Source organism: Glaesserella australis (genome assembly GCF_003260095.1).
Lineage (GTDB): Bacteria > Pseudomonadota > Gammaproteobacteria > Enterobacterales > Pasteurellaceae > Glaesserella > Glaesserella australis.
Window position 1 is genome coordinate 69,123 of the sequence record NZ_PTPX01000017.1, and the last position, 21,510, is coordinate 90,632.

The following is a 21,510-nucleotide window of genomic DNA, read 5'->3' on the forward strand; positions in this document are numbered from 1 at the left end:
GATTATAGGGTTTGCATATTCTACGATAAATAACGTAAAATCGTTTTCTCTATACGAAAACTCGCATAATAGGGTAGGATAATGGCATTAGATAAACTCGAAGCAATGCGTGCCTTTTGTCGCATTGTGGAAACAGGCAATTTTAAAAACGCATCGGAAGATTTAAATGTGGCGACCACCACGCTTTCAGGGCAAATTCAAAGCCTTGAAAATCAGTTAGGTGTTAAATTGTTACATCGAACCACTCGCCGTGTTTCGCCGACAGCGGATGGTTTGCAGTATTATCAACGGATCTTACCGCTTTTAGATGAAATTGAAGAAATCAACCAAGAAGTTCAGCAAGGGGATAATGTCTCGGGCTTGTTGAAAATTGAATTGCCCTCGCCTGTTGCCGATCACCTGATTGTGCCGAATTTGCCGTCATTTTTAGCCAAATATCCAAATTTACGCATTGAAATCGGCAGTAGCGAGCGTGTGGTGGATTTGGTTGAAGAAGGGGTGGATTGTGCCATTCGTGGCGGCGTGATTGCTGATGATCGCCTTGTGGCAAAAGTGATTGGGCAAATGCCGTTCTGCTTGTGTGCTACACCGAACTATTTACAGCAACACGCCCCCATTCAGAATGCGGAAGATTTGGAACAGCATTGTTACTTAGCCTTTAAATTTGCCGCCACAGGCAAGCTCGCTCGGGTTTATGTGGCAGCGGAAATCAGAGAACAAGTCAAAGACGGTATTCTGTTTCACCAAACCCCAAGCCAAACCTACAATAACGCTCAAACCTATTACCATGCTTTGTTAGCAGGATTAGGCATCGGCTATGTGCCAAAAGCCTTTGCCGAGCCTTATTTAGCCACAGGCGAATTGGTGCAAGTGTTAAAAGATTACCCACTTCAAGCTATGCCGATGAGTTTTATTTACCCCCATTCACGCTATACGCCGAAACGAGTGAAGCTGTTTCAACAATGGGTGGAAGATTTGATTGAACGAAATCCGTTGTGGCAGAGAGAATAAATTAAAGAGCGGTTGAATTTTGAGAAAATTTTGCAATTTGCAAAAAATCCCTAAAATCCAACCGCTCTTGGATTTCCCCACTACTTCACACTTTCCCACCATTTTTCCGTTGGCGGTTGGCTAAAGTGAAATACCTGCCCGATTTTGGGCGTGGCGATTTGCATTTGTGGTGGGGTATTGCTGTTGAGCAAGCGTTCAATCGGCTCTTTCCAAGCGTGATAGGCTAGATCAAATTTCGCCCAGTGGATTGGCACAAGCAAGGTTGCTTTAACATCTTTAGCTGCCTGAAAACTCTCTTCGGGTTGTTGGTGTATCAACGCCCATTGTTTGTTATACGCACCGTTTTCCATTAGCACCACATCAAAGGGGGCATACTGAGCGATGTGTTTCGCAAAATGCGTGCCGTAACCGCTGTCGCCGCTAAAATAGAGCGATAAATCTGGCGATTTCACCACATAACCGCCCCACAATGTCGGGCTGTCCGCTCCCCAAGTACGTCCGCTAAAATGGCGAGACGGCACAAGCGTAATCGTGGCGTTGCCCTGCTTGACTTGTTCGTGCCAATCCATTTCCGTGATTTTGCTATCGGCAATGCCCCAACGTTGCAAATGGGCTTTGACACCCAACGGCACATAAAAATGCTGGGTTTTGCTGTCTAACTCGCGTATGGCGTTGTAATCCAAATGATCGTAATGATCGTGAGAAATCAACACGGCATCAATAGGCGGAAGTTCGTCAATAGTAGGAGTGTGGGTCATCGCGAACGGCTTTCCAGTCAAAGGCACGGGCGAAGCACGATAAAAAACAGGATCGATCAAAAAACGTTGATTATCGGTTTGAAACAGCACCGTAGAATGTCCAAACCACGCCAAACTGCCGTTTTGCAACTGCGACACATCAAGGGCAAGGGTTGGCAAAGGTTCGCTTGGCTGCTTATTCGGCGGCGGATTGACGACATTGAGTACCCAATCCCATACGGAAAAGTCTTCACGCTCTTTAACGGTCATATTCATCGTTGGTTCTAAATTCACAAATCTCGTGCCGTCAAATGCCGATGAGGCACGGATCTTGGCTAAACTTTCCGCATCGGGCTTGCCGCCAAAAGTGGGGTGCAAGGTTAAAAATGCTCCCACACCAGCACATACTGCAACCGCCACCGCAGAAAAGCATTTCAAAAATTTAAGTGATTTTTTCATCTTTATGCCCAAGTAAGTTTTTGTTGAATAAGGGCATATTATCAAAGTTTATATGAATAAAACACCACGATGTAAATCGCCCAAAAATCTAACCGCTTGTTCTCTTGTTGTAAAAACGTTATCTCTATATAATTGTCTATATAATGATAACTCTCACAACTACTGGAGAACCTATGAAAAAGTGGCTATTACCTTTAGCAACATTACTGTTTGCATCATCGTTGAGTAATGCGGCAGAAAATCCGATCAGCGTGCATTTTGGCGAGTTGCCGAAGCCTGAAACGGTGCAGAAAATCATCAGTGCGGGCAACCCGAGTGATGTGGTGTTACTTGCCGTTGCTCCTGAAAAATTAGCGGGCTTTGCAGGCTTTAAAATGCAGTCAGCGGCAGGGAAATTATTTCCGCCAGCTTTGCAACAGCTTGAAACGCTCGGGCGTGTGTCGGGCAAAAACAGTACCCTTTCCCCTGAAAAAATCGTAGCACTTGCCCCAAGTTTGATTGTTGATGTGGGCAATGTGTCGCCAAATTATCTCGATCAAGCGAAGAAAACCCAAGCCCACACTCAAGTGCCTTATGTGTTGTTAGACGGTGCTTTGACCCGTACCCCTGAATTATTGCGTGAATTAGGCAAACTGGTTGGCAACAGCGAGCAGGCTGAACCTTTGGCAAAATATGCAGAAAATGTGTTAGCACAAGCGGTCGGAAATACCCAAAATTTTGCAAAAACCGTTTATCTCGCTCGTGGTGCGGACGGTTTGGAGACCGGCTTTGCTGGCTCAATTCATACGGAAGCAATGGAGTTGGTCGGGCTGAAAAATGTGGCAACGGGCGATCATAAAGGCTTGGCGAAAGTCTCAATGGAGCAGTTGTTGCAGTGGAACCCTGATATTATCTTTACCCAGTTCCCTGAATTTTATCAAAGCGTTTGGGACAATCCGCAATGGCAAGCTCTCAATGCGGTGAAAAATAAGCAAGTTTATCTTGTGTCGAATAAGCCGTTTGGTTGGTTAGACTCGCCGCCGAGTTTAAATCGTCTATTGGGTATGGAATGGTTGCAACATCATTTGGCAGGCAAAAAAGCGGACGAGTTTGTGCCACAAGTTAAGGCGTTCTACAAATTGTTCTATCAAATTGAGTTGAGTGATGAACAAGCCAAAGAGCTAATGCCACAATCGAAAAACTAATGGCTCACCGTTTATTGCCGATTTTTATCCTGTTACTGATTGGCTCTGTCTTGCTCTCGTTAAATGTGGGGAAATATGCGATTTCCCCAACGGAGCTTTGGCAGGGCTTGGTCTGTTTGTGGCAAGAGTGTGAAGCAAACCAAACGCAAACGGTGCTGTGGCATATTCGTATTCCACGCATTATCGTGGCGTGTTTGGTGGGCTCGGCGTTGGCTTGTGCAGGGGCGACCTATCAGGGAATGTTCAAAAATCCGCTAGTGTCGCCTGATATTTTAGGCGTATCCGCAGGGGCTGGATTTGGAGCGTCTTTGGCGATTTTCTGCCAGTTGCCGATGATTTATGTACAACTTTTTGCCTTTAGCGGTGGGATTTTGGCGGTGCTGATCGTGTCGCTGATTGCCAGTGCTAATCGAGAGCGAGATCCTGTGTTGGTACTCGTACTTTCAGGCATTGCGATAGGTTCATTGTTAGGGGCAGGCATTTCGTTGTTAAAAATCCTTGCCGACCCATTTACCCAGTTACCGAGCATTACCTTTTGGCTATTAGGCAGTCTTACAGCGGTCAATTTAGACGATGCTATTCAACTTACCCCGTTGATTATACTCGGGATTTTTCCGATCTTCTTACTGCGTTGGCGGTTGAATTTGCTCTCCCTTGATGAAGATGAAGCCAAAGCATTGGGTGTATCGGTGAAACGCACTCGCTACTTGTTGATTATTTTCACCACCCTTTGCACCGCCAGTGCCGTCTCCATTACGGGCATTATCGGCTGGGTCGGGTTGGTCGTGCCACATATCGCACGTTTATTGGTCGGGGCGAATTTTATCCGCTTGTTGCCCGTCTCGATTTTGCTCGGTGCCAGCTTTTTGGTTTTAACCGACACCCTTGCAAGAACGGTAGCACAGATTGAGATCCCACTCGGTATTTTAACTTCGCTTTGTGGAGCGCCGTTTTTTCTTTATTTATTGTTAAAAGGGCAGAGATAACTCTACCCATTCCATTTTTCAATCACCACTTTAATATCTTCAGGCGGTGCGTAATAAGGTGCGGAGGTAATGAACAGCTGAATACCCAATTTGGCATATTCGGCGACATTGTTCTTATTTACGCCCCCTGCCACAGATAAAGTGATCTTTTTCTGTGATTTTTCAAGCAGATGCAACGCTTGCTCTACCTGTTCAGGCGAGAATTTATCGAGCTGAATAATATCAGGTTCAGCACAAAGCATTTGCTCAAACTGGTGCAAATTATCGGCTTCAAGGGTGATTTTATTCTCGGGGGCTTCGATTCTGAGTTTATCCACAATGGCAGACCAATTTTCAGGCTCTTCACATAGATTGCGATGATTGGTAAAAACCAATAAAGTTTCACTAATCCCTTGACGATGAATATGCCCACCTGCCGCCAGTACCGCATTGGTCGCTAACTTGCGAGTATTCGGAATACTTTTTCTTGTACAAGCCACAACGGCTTTTGGGTTGATCTGCTTGGCATTGGCGATCATCTCGGCGGTATATTGTGCCACGCCGCAAGACCATTCCAACACCAGTTGCACCACTTTCCACGCCTGATGTAGCTTATCTGCGGTGGCTTCAGCACAGAGCAACAGCGTGCCTTGTTCAACCCAATCCCCATCAGAGACAAAAAGTTGCGGCTGAATATCAAGCTTTCTTAACAATTTCTCCGCCACCTGAACGCCAGCCACAATCCCTGCATTTTTACGTTTAAATAAAATCCGAGCAGGGATTTTTTCCAGTTCTAAAGCGTGGGTCGTCAGATCGCCACGATAAATGTCTTCTAATAAAAAATCATCGAGTTCTTTGTCTGAAAAGTAGATCATATAAGTTCCTTGACGTTTATTTAATCGGCGATCCGCCTTTTAAAATCTGCTCGGCATTTTCTTTGCTGAGATCATAATTGTAATATTTTTTATAAAACGCCTGAGTTTTAGCAACCATATCAACATCTTCGAATTTTGTTGGGTGTAATAATTTTGCTGCCCACAGCACTTGTAGTGCTTCTTCGGCACTGTAACGATCCCAAGGGAATGTGCCTTGTGGGTTTACATAAACTCTGCCTTTTTGCACCGCTTGTAGCTCTTTCCAAATAGGATCAGATAAAATTTTCTCTACGCCCTGTACAGCATTGGCACTCCCTACAATAATGACATCAGGATTCACTCTTAATATATCTTCCATCGTGACATCAACAAGGTTGGCTTTGTCGTTAAACGCATTTTTTCCACCTGCCAATTTTACCCATTCGCCGACAATCGACATTCCGCCATCAATTTTGGTGGTGTTTGAACCGTTAGCGATATGAATAACTGTCGGACGTTCTTCTTCTTTCAAATCTTTGAGTCGGTCAGCAACAAATTGAATGTTACCATCAAGCTCTTTGATATATTCTTGAGCAATGTTTGGTGCATTACCGCCGATAACATTTGCCGTGATTTGAAGCGTCTTTTTCAACCCATCAAAATCTTGGAACATCACTAACACACCTTTTACGCCCGCTTGTTCAACCAGTTTAAGCTGATTTTTATTTGACATTAAAGCCACATCGGGATTTTGTGCCAATAGACTTTCGATGTTTACATCGTTGCCATTTGCTAATACAGGCACATCTTTAATTTTCGGATAAACTTCAACAAACCAAGGATTATTGACTATCGGTTTGGCTGTTCCGACTAATTTATCGGCACCACCAAGCAAAAGCACCATTTGATTGTTTGCAGGCCATAAATCGACGATACGCTCTACTTTTTCAGGTAGTTCAATTCCTTTTCCTTCAATATCTTGAACAACTCGAGCTTGACTGATTGGGGCGATTAAAAAGCTGGTGAGCAAAGTAATCGCCAATGTACGATTAAAAATGTTGAAATGTTTGAGCATCATAAAGAGTCCTTTTATAAACGAGAAATAGTACAAACTTTACGTTCTAGCTCTGCGACATTAAAAAGACGCAAATTCGCATATTGGTAAAGTTGGGTTAAATTAGGTTCAGTGATAATGTCAGCGGTATTGCCAACACATAATTTGCCTTCGCTAGTGAGTAACGCTGTTTTGCTATGGGGGAGCTTATGATGTAGCAAAATAGGGTGTTCAGGATTATGCGTTGTCATAATCACTGTAAATTGATGTTCCGCCAATGTTTGAATTAAGCGTAATACCTTAAAGACATTGCCGTAATCTAAGGCAGACGTTGGTTCATCAAATAAAATCAGTTGGGGTTGTTGCACTAATACTTTAGCAATATTGACTAACTGTTTTTGCCCACCGCTAAGTTGCATATAAATATGATCAATTAAGTGTGAAATACCCAGCCTTTGCAATGCATCTTCCACAAGCTGATAGTCCGCTTCGCTTGGTTTATCAAACATATTTAAATGGCTTGCACGCCCGAGTACAACATAATCTTTAACAGAGTATTGGTAGGTTTGGGGAGAGTGTTGTGAAATATAAGCAATTTGACGAGCGACTTGCTTAGCACTTAAACGGGAAAGCGAAATGCCATTTAACAATACATCGCCTTGATTTGGTACGAGTAATCCTGCAATACAATTTAATAAGGTTGATTTGCCTACCCCATTTGCCCCTAACAGCGTTAAAAGTTCCCCTTTCTCTAGGCTTAGGCTAACATCGTTGAGAATTGTCCGTTCGCCACGTTTAAATACAATGTTTTTGACGTTTAACATAGTGTATTCCTTTACTCAACAACACGCTGACGAATTAAGATCCAAGCAAAAAACGGTGCACCGATAAATCCCGTTAAAATACTGAGCGGCACTTCTTGGGTGTATAAATTACGAGCGACAGTATCGACAACCAATAAAAAGGTAGCACCGATTAATGCCGCCACTGGCAATGTTCTCAAATTATTATCACCGATCAGCATTCTCGCTAAATGGGGAATAATTAAGCCAATCCAACCAATTGTTCCGCTCATACAGACGGCGGAAGCGGTGAGTAAGGTTGAAAAGACAATCATCGCATTACGTTCAAGTTTGACATTCACCCCGACTAATTTGGCTTCTTGCTCCCCAAGGGATAATAAATTTATCCGCCAACGCATCGCAAATAGGGCAATGGCTGAACCAATCATAATAGGGGAAAGGTAGATTAAATTCGTATAGTTCGATTTGGCAAGGCTACCTAATTGCCAATAGACAATATCGGCAAGCTCTGTTTCTGGATCCGCAAGGTAGGTGATCAACCCCATACAAGCCGCCATAAAACCTGAAACAATAACACCCGATAGCACAAGAATAATGGCGGAATCTTTTTTCATTAATCGTGGAATCACCAATGTCAGCATTACAGCACAAATACCGCCAACAAAGGCAAGTAGCTGAATGCCCCAAAGGTGCCAACCAAAAATGATAGCTAAAGCCGCACCAATACAAGCCCCATTTGAAACACCTAACATTCCCGGTGAAACCAGCGGATTACGAAAGATACCTTGAAAGACAGTGCCTGCTATCGCCATAGCACAGCCAATAAGCAATGCACTTAAAATGCGTGGTAATCTGAGATTTAGAATAACGTTATTTTCCATCGCATTGGGATTATTTCCCAGTAATGTATCAATCACATTTTCAACAGGAATGCCCATACGACCTAACGATAGAGACATCAGGGCTGTCACTATCATCAAAGTGGTGAGAAACAGAATGCTAAACGAGTATTTCATAGTATTAGGTCAAAAGAGAGATGCGAACAGTCTATCTTGTTTTTATTGAATAATAAAGAAGCATTATGTATATATTTATATATCGATATAAGGTAAGCTAATGTTGTGCTTACTACAAGCGGTCAGTTGAGCCTAAAAATTTGCAAATTTTGCGTGCAAACAGACCGGCTGTAATAAGTAAAATCTGACGAATTTTATTTTCCTGGGGGAACGATGAAACAGACACTATATCTCTGCATTGATGATACCGATGAATTGGGTTATCCCAAATCCACGGGAATGTTAGCCGAAATGATTGCAAACTATATCAGCCAACATTTTGCTCCTTGCACCTTTATTGGTCGTCATCAGTTATTGCTCGATGAACGGATCGATTACACTTCCCACAACAGTTCTATGTCATTTAGTACTCAAGTCGAGAAAAGTGCACTGCCTGACATTATTCGTTTTGCCGAAGATCTGTTACTGAAAGAAAGTGCGCCAAGTGCAGAAGCTGGATTTTGTGCAGTCTTTGAAGATGAAATTAAGAATGTACAACAGATTATCCAATTTGGTCTGCGTGCCAAAAATGAAGTAATCGAAAAAGCAGAAGCCTTGGCAGTTGCCGAGAAAAACCATATTTATCTCAAACCATTAACCAACGAAGGGCGTGGCGTGATTGGTGCATTGGCAGGGCTTGGGCTCAGGCTCACTGGCGAAGACGGTAGAGTAAAAGGTAAAGCAAAACCACCAAAACCGCTGATGAGCGTGGCGGAAATTTTAGATGCCAAACTTTGCGATAGAGTGTTAGATGAAGATTTTAATCCAATTGACCGCACAGCAATGGTGCAGTTTAAAGATAAAATTAAACTGGTGATTAAACATCATCAAGCGGTGTTGCTCGCCAAACAGAACGATGACGGCATTTTTATGACCTTTGATATTGATACATTAAGGGCGTTTTAATGCAAAATTTCGATGAAAATGGGCAATTTCTTTATGATAAATATCACTACCCTAAGGCTCGAGAAAGTGCCGCAAGTTGCCCACATTTTACGGTAGATGCCGACGATGACGAATTAGTTGATAGCGAATTACAGAGCTGTTTTAACTGCCTGTTTCGACGTTGGCAAAAAGAGAGCTTTACCTGTTTTAAATTAAAGTGAGTCTTTTCATTTTTACTGTTTTTTCTTAATTTTAAAAACTTGCAAAAAGTTTATTTATGATTAACATATCGCCATCGCTATATATGAATATAAATAGCGATTTACTATAATAATGAACTTAAGGATTAAAAATGAAAAAAAAGATTGCGATTACCTGTATTGCTGCAACAACAGCGGCAATAACGGCAAATGCTGAAGTATTTAGCTTGGGTGAAGTTGAGGTAGTTGGAAATGTGGGTTCTCAACAAGCGAGTGATGCGAATGTTGCTGTTATTGAACGTGAGCAACTTCAACAAAACCAAATCAAACGCCTTTCTGAAATTGCCCCAAGTACCGCAGGGCTTTATGTGGACAAAAAAGGCGCAAGAGGCGAGCAAAATTTCTATGTGCGCGGTTTTGATGCTAGACGTGTACCACTCTTTATTGACGGTATTCCGGTTTATGTGCCTTATGACGGCAATGCCGACTTTGGACGTTTTACCACCTTTGATTTAAGCCGTGTTGTCGTATCCAAAGGCGCAAGCTCGGTGCTTTACGGTGCGAATACGATGGGTGGCGCAATCAACTTAATCAGCCAAAAACCAACCAAAGCCTTAGAAGGTGAGATCGGTTATGGTTTTGAACGTGGCAGAAGTAGCGGTACGTTCGGCAATAACCTTGATTTTAATATCGGCACACGCCAAGATAAATTCTACTTCCAAGCGGGCGGTAGCTTTATGCAAGATAGAGGTCAGCAACTTGCTAAAGACTTCAAAGCAGATAGCTACGGCAATGAAGACGGCAATAGACGTGAAAATTCAATCCAAAAAGATAGAAAAATCAGCCTGAAATTTGGTTACACACCAAATGCGACCGATGAATATGTCATTGCTTATACCAATCAAAAAGGTGAAAAACAGCAACCATTCTATACGGGCAAATATGCAACGTGGAGACAGCAAGTCAATCGTTTTTGGGATTGGCCAGTTTGGGATAAAGAAGGGGTTTACTTCTTATCACACACTCAACTTAATGATGCGTTCTATGTAAAAACTAAGTTCTATTACGATACCTTTGAAAACCAATTAAACGCTTACACCACAAACCAACTTACCGCTCACAATGCTAGCAATGCGCCAAGTTATTATGATGATAAAACTTATGGAGCAGGTGTTGAATTAGGCTGGAATATCAACCCGCACAATGAGTTGAAGTTTGCTACCAGTTATAAATATGATGTGCATAAAGAAAAGAACGATATTTATAATGCTCGTGGCGTAAAAACAGGTGAAGAGCCGTGGCAAAAAATGGCGGATAGAACTTACTCTTTCGGGCTTGAATATACCCATAAATTTAGCGAAGCTACTAAGTTAATTTTAGGTTCTAGCTACGACACTAGAGATGCAGTCAGTGCCGAAGATTATATTGTGGTTAGCCGTTCAAGTGGTGGTTCAGGAAGTGGTAGCGGTTCAGGTACGGGGCGTGATGTATATGGCATTTATGATTTTGATGTGGGCAAACGCCACGCATTGAACTATCAAATCGCCTTAAAACACAGTTTCTTTGCCGATGATGAGTTAAGCCTCAGCTATGCGAAGAAAACCTACTTTGCGAGTATGAAAGAGAGATACTCAAAACGTTTAGGGCAAAATACCCCAAATCCATACTTAAAACCTGAAACGGCACACCACTACGAGATCGCCTATGCGAAAAATCTCACAGACAATTTAAGGGTTGAAAGTGCGCTCTTTTACTCAAGAGTAAAAGATGAAATTGGTAATGTAAATTTAGCAGATGGCACACGCCAAGCACAAAACATTGATACTGCCGACTATAAAGGCGCAGAACTCAGTGCCACTTACTTTGTAACAGATGCGTTACAACTTGGCGGTAACTACACCTATATCCGTGCGAAGTACAAAAACAAAGATGCTTTAATCTATGATTTACCAAAACATAAAGGCTTTGTTTATGTAGATTACCAAATTACACCGAAATTCAGCGCTTATCTTTCACAAGAGTTAGTCGGTAGCCGTTATTCACAAAGCCAACAAGATACTAAATTGGCAGGTTTTGGGGTAACAGATGTGAAATTTACCTACAAGCCTGTTGAAAACTTGGCTTTAGAAGCAGGTGTTTCAAATCTGTTTGACAAAAACTATGAATATCGTGAAGGTTTCCCTGAAGAAGGTCGTGTATTCTTTGGTAATATCCGCTATAAATTCTAAGTTTACTTACTAAGATTTTATTTACATAAACGTATCGGCAAAGTAGTGTTATATATAAAATAAGCTACTTTGCCGAATTATTATTAAAAGGGCAACAATGAAGCCGTTGATCACCACCGAAAATCTGACAATCGGCTATGGCAAACAGCCGCTGATTTCAGACATTCATTTTCAGTTAAAATCGCAAGAAATTTGCTGTATTCTCGGGGCGAATGGGGCAGGGAAAAGCACCTTTTTACGCACCTTGCTCGGTATTCAGCCGAGTTTGCAGGGGCAAATTTGGTTTGATAACCAACCGCTTGCTAGCTACAGCCAGCAGGAGCTGGCTCAACAGATTGCCTATGTTCCCCAAGCTCATCAAAGCCTGTTTCCGTTTAGCGTGAAAGAGATGGTGCTGATGGGGCGTTCGGCGTATTTGAAATGGTACCAAACTCCAGCTAAAACCGATGAACAAATTGCCCTGCAAGCCCTAGAGACAATGCAGATCGCCCATTTAGCTCCCCGTTATTATCATCAACTTAGTGGCGGTGAGAAGCAGTTGGTGCTGATTGCCCGAGCGATTGCCCAACAAGCCAAATTGCTGATTATGGATGAACCTGCGTCAAGCCTTGATTTTGGCAATCAAATTCGGCTGTTAGAACAGATTAAACGGCTTCGCCAACAGCAAATTGCCCTGCTGATTACCACACATTCGCCTCAACAAGCACATTATTTAGCCGACAGCATTGTGATTTTGGATAAACAGCGTTCGCCTGCCTTTCTACAAGGGGAGAAAAAGGCGATGCTCACTCTCGAACAACTGGCTCAAACCTATAAAATTGAAGCCGATTTGCTAGCACAGCATTTACCTTTTTAGGAGAAAATATGAACTCGTTTTATGAAATTGATTTTGCGACATTGTACAAAAAGCACTTAGTGGCTTGCCGTTATCACGATGTCAGTGCAGAAAAATGGGATAAAAAAGCGGTGGCTTTTGGTGAAAAATTTGTCGAAAAAGAGAACAGCTACACTACGCAATTTATCGACAAAATGCGTATCGATCCGACAGACAGCGTGTTGGACATTGGCTCAGGGCCGGGAACCCTTGCTATTCCGCTCGCCAAACGTTGCCAACAGGTGTATGCGTTAGATTTTAGTGCAGGAATGTTGCAACTCTTGAGCCATTATCAACAGCAACTCGGCTTGAACAACATTGTGCCGTTACATAAATCGTGGAACGATGATTGGGCGGATGTACCACAGGCGGATATTGTGATCGCTTCTCGCTCAACCCTTGTGGCTGATCTTGATGATATGATCGACAAACTCACCGCCAAAGCAAAAAAACGGGTCTATCTCACCGCTATCACCCAGCCCCATTTTCTCGACAGCGGCGTTTTCCAAGCGATTGGGCGAGATGCGATTGGCTTTCCGACCTATATTTACCTGCTCAATCGCCTATATCAACGTGGTATTCAGGCAGAATTGCATTTCTTGCAAGGTGCAAGCGGTGAGTTTCAAGGTGAAAATTACCAAGACTTGCAAAATGCAGTGGAGTTTTCTCTCGGCACCTTGACGGAACAAGAGCGAACCAAATTGCAACAGTTCTATCAACAAAGAGAGCAATCTCAACAAAAAATCACACACGGACAAGCGCAGTGGGCGTTTATTGAGTGGGAAGTTTAGGGGCTGTTGATAATTCGTAAAATGTCACATAACACTATGATTTTATAGCATTCGCTCCCCTGCTTGCGGGGGGAGCTGCCGAAGGCTGAGGGGGGGGAAGTAAGCCATATAAATGCAATGTCTTGTTGCAACTTCGTTTGCAATCCCCCCTTCCTCCTTCGGCACCTTCCCCCGTAAACGGGGGAAGGGAATGTTTTTCAAAGAAGAAATGTGTGGGTTAAAACCCACCCTACTTTGTTTCATTAAGCGATTACATTTTTTGAATTATCAATGCTCTTAAGCATTTATTAAGATTTACCCATTATCCTACCCACATTCAACAGGGAGATTTTATGAAAAAACTGCTACTTATGACGACCTTACTACTTACCGCTTGTGGTACGGTGTCCAGCCTTGCGTCTAACACAACAGCGAAAATTGCCTTAGATAAAGGCGTTGCTTTATACCAAGCCAAAGATTACCAAACGGCTCGCACCTATTTTGAGCAAGCGGATAATCAAGGGCATATGAAAGCACCACGTTATTTAGGTTTGATGTTGTTAAACGGGTTGGGCGTGGAGAAAAATCCCGAGCAAGCCTTTGTGCAGTTCCAAAAAGCCGCCGATAAGGGCGATATTACGTCGCAGTATTGGCTGGGTTATCTCTATGAAAATGGGGTAGGAATCGCACAAAATTATGCTAAAGCGTTAGACTATTATCAGCAATCTGCTCAACGGGGGGATATAATTTCTGCCCCTGCATTAATGGCATTGGGGCGGATTTATGAACAGGGCATTGGGGTCAAAGCGGATCGCCAGTTGGCGTTAGATTGGTATCAAAAGGCGCTAAATGCTGGTGAAAAACAGGCGGAAACTGCTATTAAACGTATTCTTTAATCATCATTCTTTACAAGGAAATCTTTATGAAATTGACTAAACTTTCTGCGTTATTGACTTTCGTTTTCTCGGGTTCTGCATTGGCAGGTATTGTTGATGCCACCGCAGTCAGCCAGCCAACAGGCGAAGGGCAACAGGTCAATCACGTGTTATTAAAATACGACCAACCACAAACTAAGGTGCAAGCGGATAAATTCAGCGTCAATGGTCGCACTGTGTTAAAAGCCACCAGCGTGGTGGAGTGTGCCGAGAAAACCGTGCCTTACTGCGACAGCCCGAAATCTGATTTAGTGTTATTGACCCTTGAGCCAGCGGACAGTGGCTTTGTTACAGCCCACGTTGGACGAGAGCCATCTTTTGAGCGTGATGTAGTGTTAGAAGTGAGCGATAACCGCAAAGCGAAAGCGGAAAAAGTAACCACCAGCAAACTTCGTCAGTTAGTGGCGGAAAATTTCACCCAACACGTTTTCACCGATGAAGCGACAGGGATCAAAGTGCTGTACAATCTTTATGTGCCGAAAAACTACGATCCGAAAAAATCTTATCCGTTGGTGATGTTTATTCACGATGCAGGTTCAACCAATAGCAATGTCAAAAACACTTTGTATCAAGGCAATGGGGCAGCGGTTTGGGCGATGCCAGAGTTTCAAGCTCGCCACGAAGCCTTTGTGTTAGCACCGCAGTTTGACCATACTATTACCAACGATCAATCGGACGATCCTGCGGATTTAGACCCAACGATCAACCTGATCAAATCGTTGAGCAAAGCATACAACATCGACCAAAATCGCCTTTATACCACAGGGCAGAGTGGCGGTGCAATGATGAGCATTGCGATGAACATCAAATACCCTGATTTCTTTGCGGCGAGCTACATCGTGGCAGGGCAGTGGGAGCCGACCAAAACTGCACCAATGGCAAAAAACAAGCTGTTTATCTTAGTCTCTGAAAAAGATCCGAAAGCATTCCCGACCGAAAAAGAGATCGTCAAAGTCTTGGCGGCAAACGGCGGTGTAGTGAAAGAAAGTTTTGGTTGGAATGGAGAAGCAAGCATTGACGAGCTAAACGAAAACGTGAAAGCCCTTTTAGCACAAGGCGGAAACATTCATTTTGCGACCTTTGCAGGCGGTTCGTTGAAACACGAGAAATTACGCAGCGATATGCCAGCTATTGCCCATATGGCAACATGGAAAGTGGCGTATAACATCACGGCGATTCAAGATTGGTTGTTTAGCCAACGTAAATAATCCAAACTTTCAAGTAAGCGGTGCGATTTTGCAAATTTTTTGCAACAACGCACCGCTTGTTCTATTTTTTCCTTGTAATTCCTATAAATTTTGCTAAATTCCACAGGTTATTTTTCTTGTTTAAAAGGTCAAAAAATGAGCCAGCAACTTGAGCTAATCAAATCATCTATTAAATCTATTCCTGATTACCCAAAAGCAGGGATTATCTTCCGTGATATTACGTCTTTATTAGAAGTGCCAGCAGCATTCCAAGCGTCTGTTGATGCGATTGTGGCGGAATTTAAAGATAAAGGGATCACCAAAATTGTCGGCACGGAGTCTCGTGGTTTTATCTTTGGTGCGCCTGTAGCATTGGCGTTAGGTGTACCGTTTGTGTTGGTGCGTAAGCCGAAAAAATTACCCCGTGCGGTGATTTCACAATCTTATGCCCTTGAGTATGGTGAAGATACGTTGGAAATTCATACAGATTCTATTCAAGCAGGTGATAATGTATTGGTGATCGACGACTTGCTTGCAACAGGTGGTACGGTAGAAGCAACAGTGCAGTTAATTCGCCGTTTAAATGGTACTGTTGAAAATGCGGCGTTTGTGATTTGGCTTCCTGATTTGGGCGGTAAAGAACGCTTGGAAAAACTCGGTGTGAATTCATATTCGTTAGTGAGTTTTGAAGGTCACTAATAAAATTCCCCACGTTGAAAAAACTAGGTTGTCGAGTTCTTCCTTTCTCCCGTTTACGGGAGAGAGACAGCTTTAGGATTCGTTCAGAATCCTAAAGCAGAGAGAGGGGAAATAGCATTAAAGCTATGTAACATATCAAGAGGTCAAATGTCCTATCAAGTTCTAGCACGCAAATGGCGACCACAGCGATTTAGTGAAGTGGTTGGGCAACAACACGTTTTATCCGCACTCGAAAATGGCTTGCGAGAGGGGCGGCTACATCACGCTTATCTCTTTTCAGGGACACGGGGCGTGGGTAAAACGTCCATTGCTCGTTTGTTTGCCAAAGGCTTGAACTGTGAAACGGGCATTACTGCTGATCCGTGCGGACAATGTGCTAACTGCAAAGCGATTGAAGAAGGGCGGTTTATCGATCTAATTGAGATCGATGCGGCGTCTCGTACCAAAGTGGAAGATACCCGTGAATTGCTCGACAATGTGCAATATAAGCCAACGGTCGGGCGTTTTAAGGTTTATTTGATTGACGAAGTGCATATGCTCTCTCGCCACAGCTTCAATGCGTTGCTCAAAACCCTTGAAGAACCGCCTGAGTATGTCAAATTCCTATTGGCAACGACCGATCCGCAAAAACTGCCGATCACCATTCTCTCTCGCTGTATGCAGTTTCATCTGCGGGCGTTGGACGTGTCGCAAATTCAGCAACATCTCGAATTTATCCTGACCCAAGAACAAATCCCCTTTGAGCTACCTGCGTTGGCGAAGTTGGCAAAATCGGCACAGGGCAGTATTCGTGACTCCTTGAGTCTCACGGATCAAGCCATTGCGGTGAGCAATGCGAATATCACCTTGCCTATTGTCAGCCAAATGCTCGGCTTAATTGACGATCATCAGCCGTTAGAGCTGGTGCAAGCCCTTGCGAATGCGGACGGTGAAAAGGCAATGGCGGTGATTCGAGCCGTTGCGGAAAAAGGTGTGGATTGGCAACAGCTGTTGAGCGATACGGCGGAAACCCTGCACCAAATTGCGATGTTGCAACTACTCAAGCAGCCTAATCAAGAAGAGACACCGCTTCACTTTTTGGCAAAACAGATTTCGCCTGAAGATGTGCAGTTTTTCTATCAAGTGATGCTCACGGGCAAAAAAGAGCTACCTTTCGCCCCTGAACAGCGTTCTGGCGTAGAAATGACAATGTTGAGAGCGTTGGCATTTCATCCCAAAAATATCAGCGTGGCAACAGTTCAGCCAACGGCTCAACAGCCGACACAGAGCGTTGCCCCTGTGCAAGCCCCAAATAGCATTAGCCAGTTGCGTGAGCGTTTAGCTCAACAGCAGTCATCGGGTATGACACAACAAGCGGTGACTTCTGAGCAAAATTTTGCAAAAAATAGTCAACAACAACCCGCTTCTTCGACATTACCGCCAAATAATGGAACAGAGGGAATGTCTCCTGCGTTATTAGCGATGAAAGCTCGTCAGCAGCTTAAAGCTAAGCAAGAACAAAACGACGAAAAAAAAAAGTCTGAATTAACACCCCCTATTCTTACACCTAAACCGCCTAAGAAAAGTATTCATCAAGGTTTTGCCAGTTTAGTGTCTGCACAGGAAGAGCGAGAGAAAGCTCTCCCTGCAGTAAAACCTAAGCCTAAGGAAAACGTCAGTGATGAAGAGTATCGATGGACATGGTTAAATCCAGAGTTAGAAAATCAAGAAGAAGCACCTAAACCTTCCGATATAAAGCAGGCTATCTTGCAAGAAAAAACGCCTGAACTGGTGAAAAAAACCATTGAATTAGCTTGTGAAAAAGATGAGTGGAGCCGTATTGTTCAAAACTTGAAGATTGGCGGCGTGACTCGTCAGTTAGTATTAAATAGTTATCTTGCAGAGAAACAAGGTAATCATCTTAAACTGATGCTTAAGCCTTCAATGGCACATCTAAAGAACGAAGAATCTGTTCAAAGTTTAAACAATGCCTTTGCACAACAAGAGCTAACTTATGAAATGGCAGAGGGAGAAAGTCATGAGTTTCAAACTCCCCTTGAACTCCGTCGTACCATTTTTGAACAGTTGACTTTGGAAGCTAAACAAGCCTTACAAGCGGACGAAAAACTTAAACTTTTACAACAGGCTTTTGATGCTCAAATGGATGAATCAACAATTAGAGCCGTAGCGGAATAGAATACATGTACGCACTTGAAATAAGAAATTTAATTAAACAATACCCAACGGGTGTTCAAGCGGTAAAAGGGATCGATCTTTGTGTTGAACAAGGCGATTTTTATGCATTGCTTGGACATAATGGGGCAGGGAAATCGACGACTATTGGGATTATTAGCTCCCTAGTCAATAAAACGAGCGGTTCGGTCAAGGTGTTTGGTTATGACTTGGATAGTCAAAAAATTCAATTAAAACAACAAATTGGCTTGGTTCCACAAGAATTTAACTTTAACCAATTTGAAAAAGTGATTGATGTGTTAGTGAATCAAGCGGGTTTTTATGGCGTAAAGCGTGATCAAGCCTTAAAACAAGCGGAAATTTGGTTAAAAAAATTAGACTTATGGGAAAAGCGGGAACATTTTACCCGTGAACTCTCGGGCGGAATGAAACGCCGTGTGATGATTGCTCGAGCTTTGATGCACAATCCTAAATTACTGATTTTAGATGAACCAACGGCAGGGGTGGATATTGAACTTCGTCGCAGTCTGTGGGATTTTTTGCGTGAGCTAAATCAACAAGGCACAACCATTATTTTAACCACCCATTATTTAGAAGAAGCAGAAACCCTGTGCCGTAACATTGGTATTATTCAGCAAGGGCAGATTATTGAAAATACGTCTATGAAAGCCTTGCTTGCTAAGTTGGAAACAGAAACCTTTTTGCTAGATTTAAGCGAAAACCGACCGCTTGTGATCGATAATTATCCGTTTAAATGGGTAGATGAAACGACGATTGAAGTTGAAGTAAAACGTCGTCAAGGCTTGAATAAATTGTTTCAACAACTCAGCGAGCAACAGATTGAAGTACTCAGTATGCGTAATAAATCAAACCGCTTGGAAGAGCTGTTTATGAGTTTGAAATAGGATAAAAAATGCAGAATATTACAGGATTTTATACTCTTGCAACAAAAGAAACCAAACGTGTATTGCGTATTTGGCGACAAACTTTAGTACCGCCTATTATTACTACCACGCTCTATTTCCTGATTTTTGGTAAATTAATCGGGCATCGTATTGGTGATATGGGCGGCGTAAGCTATATGCAGTTTATCGCACCAGGCTTGATTATGATGTCAGCCATTACTGCATCTTATACCAATACGGCATCTTCTTTTTTCTTAAGTAAATTTGTACGGAATATTGAAGAGTTGTTGGTTTCACCGCTTTCCACTCACACGATTATTTGGGGATATGTAGCGGGAAGTATTATGCGTGGCGTGATGGTTGGGGTTCTTGTTACTTTAGTTACGCTCTGTTTTGTCTCTTTTGATATTTATTCATGGGGCATTATTATTTTAACCATGTTGATGACCACCATTGCTTTTGCCTTAGGCGGTTTAATTAATGCCGTTTTTGCAAAAACCTTTGATGACATCGGCATTATCCCTACATTCGTTTTAACGCCATTAACTTATCTTGGCGGTGTTTTTTATTCTATTAGTTTATTGCCTGAATTTTGGCAAAAGGTCTCGCAATTCAATCCGATTGTGTACATGATTAGTGGTTTTCGCTATGGATTTTTAGGGATCAGCGATGTACCAATTTACTATACTTTTGCGGTATTAACGTTATTTATTATCGCGTTATATGCTTGGGCGTACTCTTTAGTTGAACGTGGGATAGGGTTGAGATCTTAAAGCATAAAAAAACCCGATACCAATAATCAGTATCGGGGGAGGTCTTACCTAAGGAAATGAAAAAATAAACTAGCACATTATGCTATTCGTGAGACTCCCCCTTTTCGCGTTAGTTCAAAAAAATTGAAATTTTTTTTAATTTATTTTCGGGCTATTACTAACAGCGGTGAAATTAAGGCAAAAAGATGAATCAACCAACCTTTTTTATTTACGATTACGAAAGTTTTGGGGTCGATCCTGCGTCCGATCGTCCTGCACAATTTGCGGGGATCCGCACGGATAGTGAATTTAACATTATCGGTGAACCCGTGATGTTTTATTGCAAGCAGACCGCAGATTACCTGCCATCACCCGAAGCGGTAATGGTTACGGGAATTACGCCGCAGCTGTGTAATCAACAAGGGTTGTCCGAGCCTGAATTTGCTGAGCGTATTCACGCTGAATTTAGCCAGCCGAACACCTGCACAATGGGCTATAACAACATTCGTTACGATGATGAAATGACTCGTTATACCTTTTTCCGTAACTTTTTTGATCCTTATGAATATAGCTGGAAAAACGGCAATTCCCGTTGGGATCTGCTTGATGTGGTGCGTGCTTGCTATGCGTTGCGTCCTGACGGGATTGAGTGGGCGTATGACGATGACGGTATGCCGAGTTTTAAGTTGGAAAATCTCACCAAAGCGAATGGCATTGCTCACGATAACGCACACGATGCGATGTCGGATGTGTATGCCACCATTGCAATGGCAAAATTGATTAAAGCGAAGCAGCCGAAATTGTTCGATTTTTTCTTGCAAAATCGGGGCAAAAAAGCGTTAGAGCAGATGATTGATGTGGGCGAAATGACACCGCTTGTACACGTTTCGGGAATGTTGGGCAATTATCGTGGCAACACCGCTTGGGTCGTGCCATTGGTGTGGCACCCGACCAATAAAAATGCGGTGATTGTGTGTGATTTGTCGGGTGATATGTCGGCGTTGCTCAATGAACCTGCCGAGCTGTTGCGTGAGCGTCTTTACACCAAAAAAACCGAGCTTGAAGCACAGGGGCTTGCGTCTGTGCCGTTGAAGTTGGTGCATATCAATAAATGCCCGATTTTAGCCCCAGCCAAAACCTTATTGCCTGAAAATGCAGCTCGTTTGGGGATCGACCGCCTAGCCTGTTTAGAGAATTTGAAACAGCTCAAATCACAAAAAAGCCTTGTGCGAGAAAAGGTGATTGAAATTTTTGCGGAAGAAAAAGCCTATCCAGCGTCCAACAATGTCGAAACAACGTTATACAACGGCTTTTTTGAGCCAGCTGACAAAAATAATATGGCGATTTTGCGAAACCTTAAGCCAGAAGAGTTAGCACATCACGGCTTAAAATTTGCCGATCCCCGTGTTGAACCGTTGCTGTTCCACTATCGAGCAAGACATTACCCTGAAACCCTAAGCCGTGCGGAACAAGTACGTTGGCAGAAGTATTGCTATCAACAGCTTGAAGCCAAAGCCGAAGCCTTTGAACAGGCGATTAACGAGCTGTCCGCTCAATATCACGATAACCCCGAAAAAGTAAAATTATTGGAAGATCTGACCGCTTACGCTACGCAATTAATGCAACCCCAGCCTGTAAAAGCGACAAGTAGCAGTGGATCGGAAGCCTTGCTTTCCGAGCTAAATCAGCTTGCCGATCAAGGATTAACAAAAAAAGATAAATTAAAAGCAATAAGTGCATTATTGAACCAAAAATAAACCTTGGGGCTTATAGACAATCTT

General features: G+C 43.0%; 20 protein-coding genes. 15 read left to right on the forward strand and 5 right to left on the reverse strand.

From position 1 onward, the window contains the following. The first annotated feature begins 81 nt into the window (after positions 1-81). Positions 82-1,011, forward strand: a complete 930-nt coding sequence (locus C5N92_RS08655) for a LysR family transcriptional regulator (protein WP_202820558.1) — start codon at positions 82-84, stop codon at positions 1,009-1,011. 80 nt (positions 1,012-1,091) lie between these two features. Here C5N92_RS08655 and C5N92_RS08660 read toward each other — a convergent pair whose 3' ends face one another. Next, positions 1,092-2,207: an MBL fold metallo-hydrolase gene (locus tag C5N92_RS08660; RefSeq protein ID WP_111750455.1), complete on the reverse strand. Its 1,116-nt coding sequence runs from the start codon at positions 2,205-2,207 to the stop codon at positions 1,092-1,094. Between the two features lie 173 nt (positions 2,208-2,380). Here C5N92_RS08660 and C5N92_RS08665 point away from each other — a divergent pair, with 173 nt between their 5' ends. Further along, on the forward strand, positions 2,381-3,391 hold the full coding sequence (locus C5N92_RS08665) for an iron ABC transporter substrate-binding protein (RefSeq protein WP_111750456.1): 1,011 nt from the start codon (positions 2,381-2,383) through the stop codon (positions 3,389-3,391). Continuing rightward, complete coding sequence (locus C5N92_RS08670; RefSeq protein WP_111750457.1) at positions 3,391-4,377, forward strand: FecCD family ABC transporter permease; 987 nt, start codon at positions 3,391-3,393, stop codon at positions 4,375-4,377. The genes C5N92_RS08665 and C5N92_RS08670 overlap by 1 nt, the downstream gene beginning before the upstream one ends. Positions 4,378-4,379: 2 nt before the next feature. Here the strand turns inward: C5N92_RS08670 and modD are convergent, their stop codons facing one another. Genes modD through C5N92_RS08690 form a run of 4 tightly spaced genes read right to left on the reverse strand, consistent with a single transcriptional unit; the run spans position 4,380 to position 8,083 of the window. Continuing rightward, positions 4,380-5,231: a ModD protein gene (gene modD / locus C5N92_RS08675; protein ID WP_111750458.1), complete on the reverse strand. Its 852-nt coding sequence runs from the start codon at positions 5,229-5,231 to the stop codon at positions 4,380-4,382. 16 nt (positions 5,232-5,247) lie between these two features. Next, positions 5,248-6,285, reverse strand: a complete 1,038-nt coding sequence (locus tag C5N92_RS08680) for an ABC transporter substrate-binding protein (RefSeq protein WP_111750548.1) — start codon at positions 6,283-6,285, stop codon at positions 5,248-5,250. A gap of 14 nt (positions 6,286-6,299) precedes the next feature. Next, positions 6,300-7,088, reverse strand: a complete 789-nt coding sequence (locus C5N92_RS08685; protein WP_111750459.1) for an ABC transporter ATP-binding protein — start codon at positions 7,086-7,088, stop codon at positions 6,300-6,302. An 11-nt stretch (positions 7,089-7,099) separates the two neighbouring features. Further along, positions 7,100-8,083, reverse strand: a complete 984-nt coding sequence (locus C5N92_RS08690; protein WP_111750460.1) for a FecCD family ABC transporter permease — start codon at positions 8,081-8,083, stop codon at positions 7,100-7,102. Between the two features lie 213 nt (positions 8,084-8,296). Between C5N92_RS08690 and C5N92_RS08695 the strand changes: the two genes are divergently transcribed. The 12 genes from C5N92_RS08695 (at position 8,297) to sbcB (ending at position 21,486) form a co-directional block, all read left to right on the forward strand. Further along, on the forward strand, positions 8,297-9,028 hold the full coding sequence (locus C5N92_RS08695) for a thiamine biosynthesis protein ThiG (protein WP_111750461.1): 732 nt from the start codon (positions 8,297-8,299) through the stop codon (positions 9,026-9,028). Further along, a complete protein-coding gene (locus C5N92_RS08700) occupies positions 9,028-9,228 on the forward strand; it encodes a molybdopterin biosynthesis protein MoeB (RefSeq protein ID WP_111750462.1) in 201 nt (66 codons plus the stop codon). Before C5N92_RS08695 ends, C5N92_RS08700 begins: the two co-directional genes overlap by 1 nt. A 131-nt stretch (positions 9,229-9,359) precedes the next feature. Then, positions 9,360-11,435, forward strand: coding sequence for a TonB-dependent receptor plug domain-containing protein (locus C5N92_RS08705; RefSeq protein WP_111750463.1), 2,076 nt, complete (start codon positions 9,360-9,362; stop codon positions 11,433-11,435). Positions 11,436-11,532: 97 nt separating this feature from the next. Further along, entirely contained in the window at positions 11,533-12,291 is a 759-nt protein-coding gene (locus C5N92_RS08710) for an ABC transporter ATP-binding protein (RefSeq protein WP_111750464.1), read from the forward strand. Between the two features lie 8 nt (positions 12,292-12,299). Beyond that, positions 12,300-13,100 (forward strand): class I SAM-dependent methyltransferase, encoded by an 801-nt coding sequence (locus C5N92_RS08715; protein WP_111750465.1) that lies wholly within the window; start codon positions 12,300-12,302, stop codon positions 13,098-13,100. 332 nt (positions 13,101-13,432) lie between these two features. Then, entirely contained in the window at positions 13,433-13,975 is a 543-nt protein-coding gene (locus tag C5N92_RS08720) for a tetratricopeptide repeat protein (protein WP_111750466.1), read from the forward strand. 26 nt (positions 13,976-14,001) lie between these two features. Further along, positions 14,002-15,222, forward strand: coding sequence for a PHB depolymerase family esterase (locus C5N92_RS08725; protein WP_111750467.1), 1,221 nt, complete (start codon positions 14,002-14,004; stop codon positions 15,220-15,222). A gap of 135 nt (positions 15,223-15,357) precedes the next feature. Further along, a complete protein-coding gene (gene apt / locus C5N92_RS08730) occupies positions 15,358-15,900 on the forward strand; it encodes an adenine phosphoribosyltransferase (RefSeq protein WP_111750468.1) in 543 nt (180 codons plus the stop codon). A 147-nt stretch (positions 15,901-16,047) separates the two neighbouring features. Beyond that, on the forward strand, positions 16,048-18,075 hold the full coding sequence (dnaX, locus tag C5N92_RS08735; RefSeq protein ID WP_111750469.1) for a DNA polymerase III subunit gamma/tau: 2,028 nt from the start codon (positions 16,048-16,050) through the stop codon (positions 18,073-18,075). 5 nt (positions 18,076-18,080) lie between these two features. Further along, the gene (locus C5N92_RS08740; RefSeq protein ID WP_111750470.1) at positions 18,081-18,977 is read left to right on the forward strand and encodes an ABC transporter ATP-binding protein; all 897 of its coding nucleotides are present in this window, start codon (positions 18,081-18,083) and stop codon (positions 18,975-18,977) included. Positions 18,978-18,985: 8 nt separating this feature from the next. Continuing rightward, positions 18,986-19,750, forward strand: coding sequence for an ABC transporter permease (locus C5N92_RS08745; protein ID WP_111750471.1), 765 nt, complete (start codon positions 18,986-18,988; stop codon positions 19,748-19,750). A 185-nt stretch (positions 19,751-19,935) separates the two neighbouring features. Then, a complete protein-coding gene (gene sbcB / locus C5N92_RS08750; RefSeq protein ID WP_111750472.1) occupies positions 19,936-21,486 on the forward strand; it encodes an exodeoxyribonuclease I in 1,551 nt (516 codons plus the stop codon). The last annotated feature ends 24 nt before the right edge of the window (positions 21,487-21,510 follow it).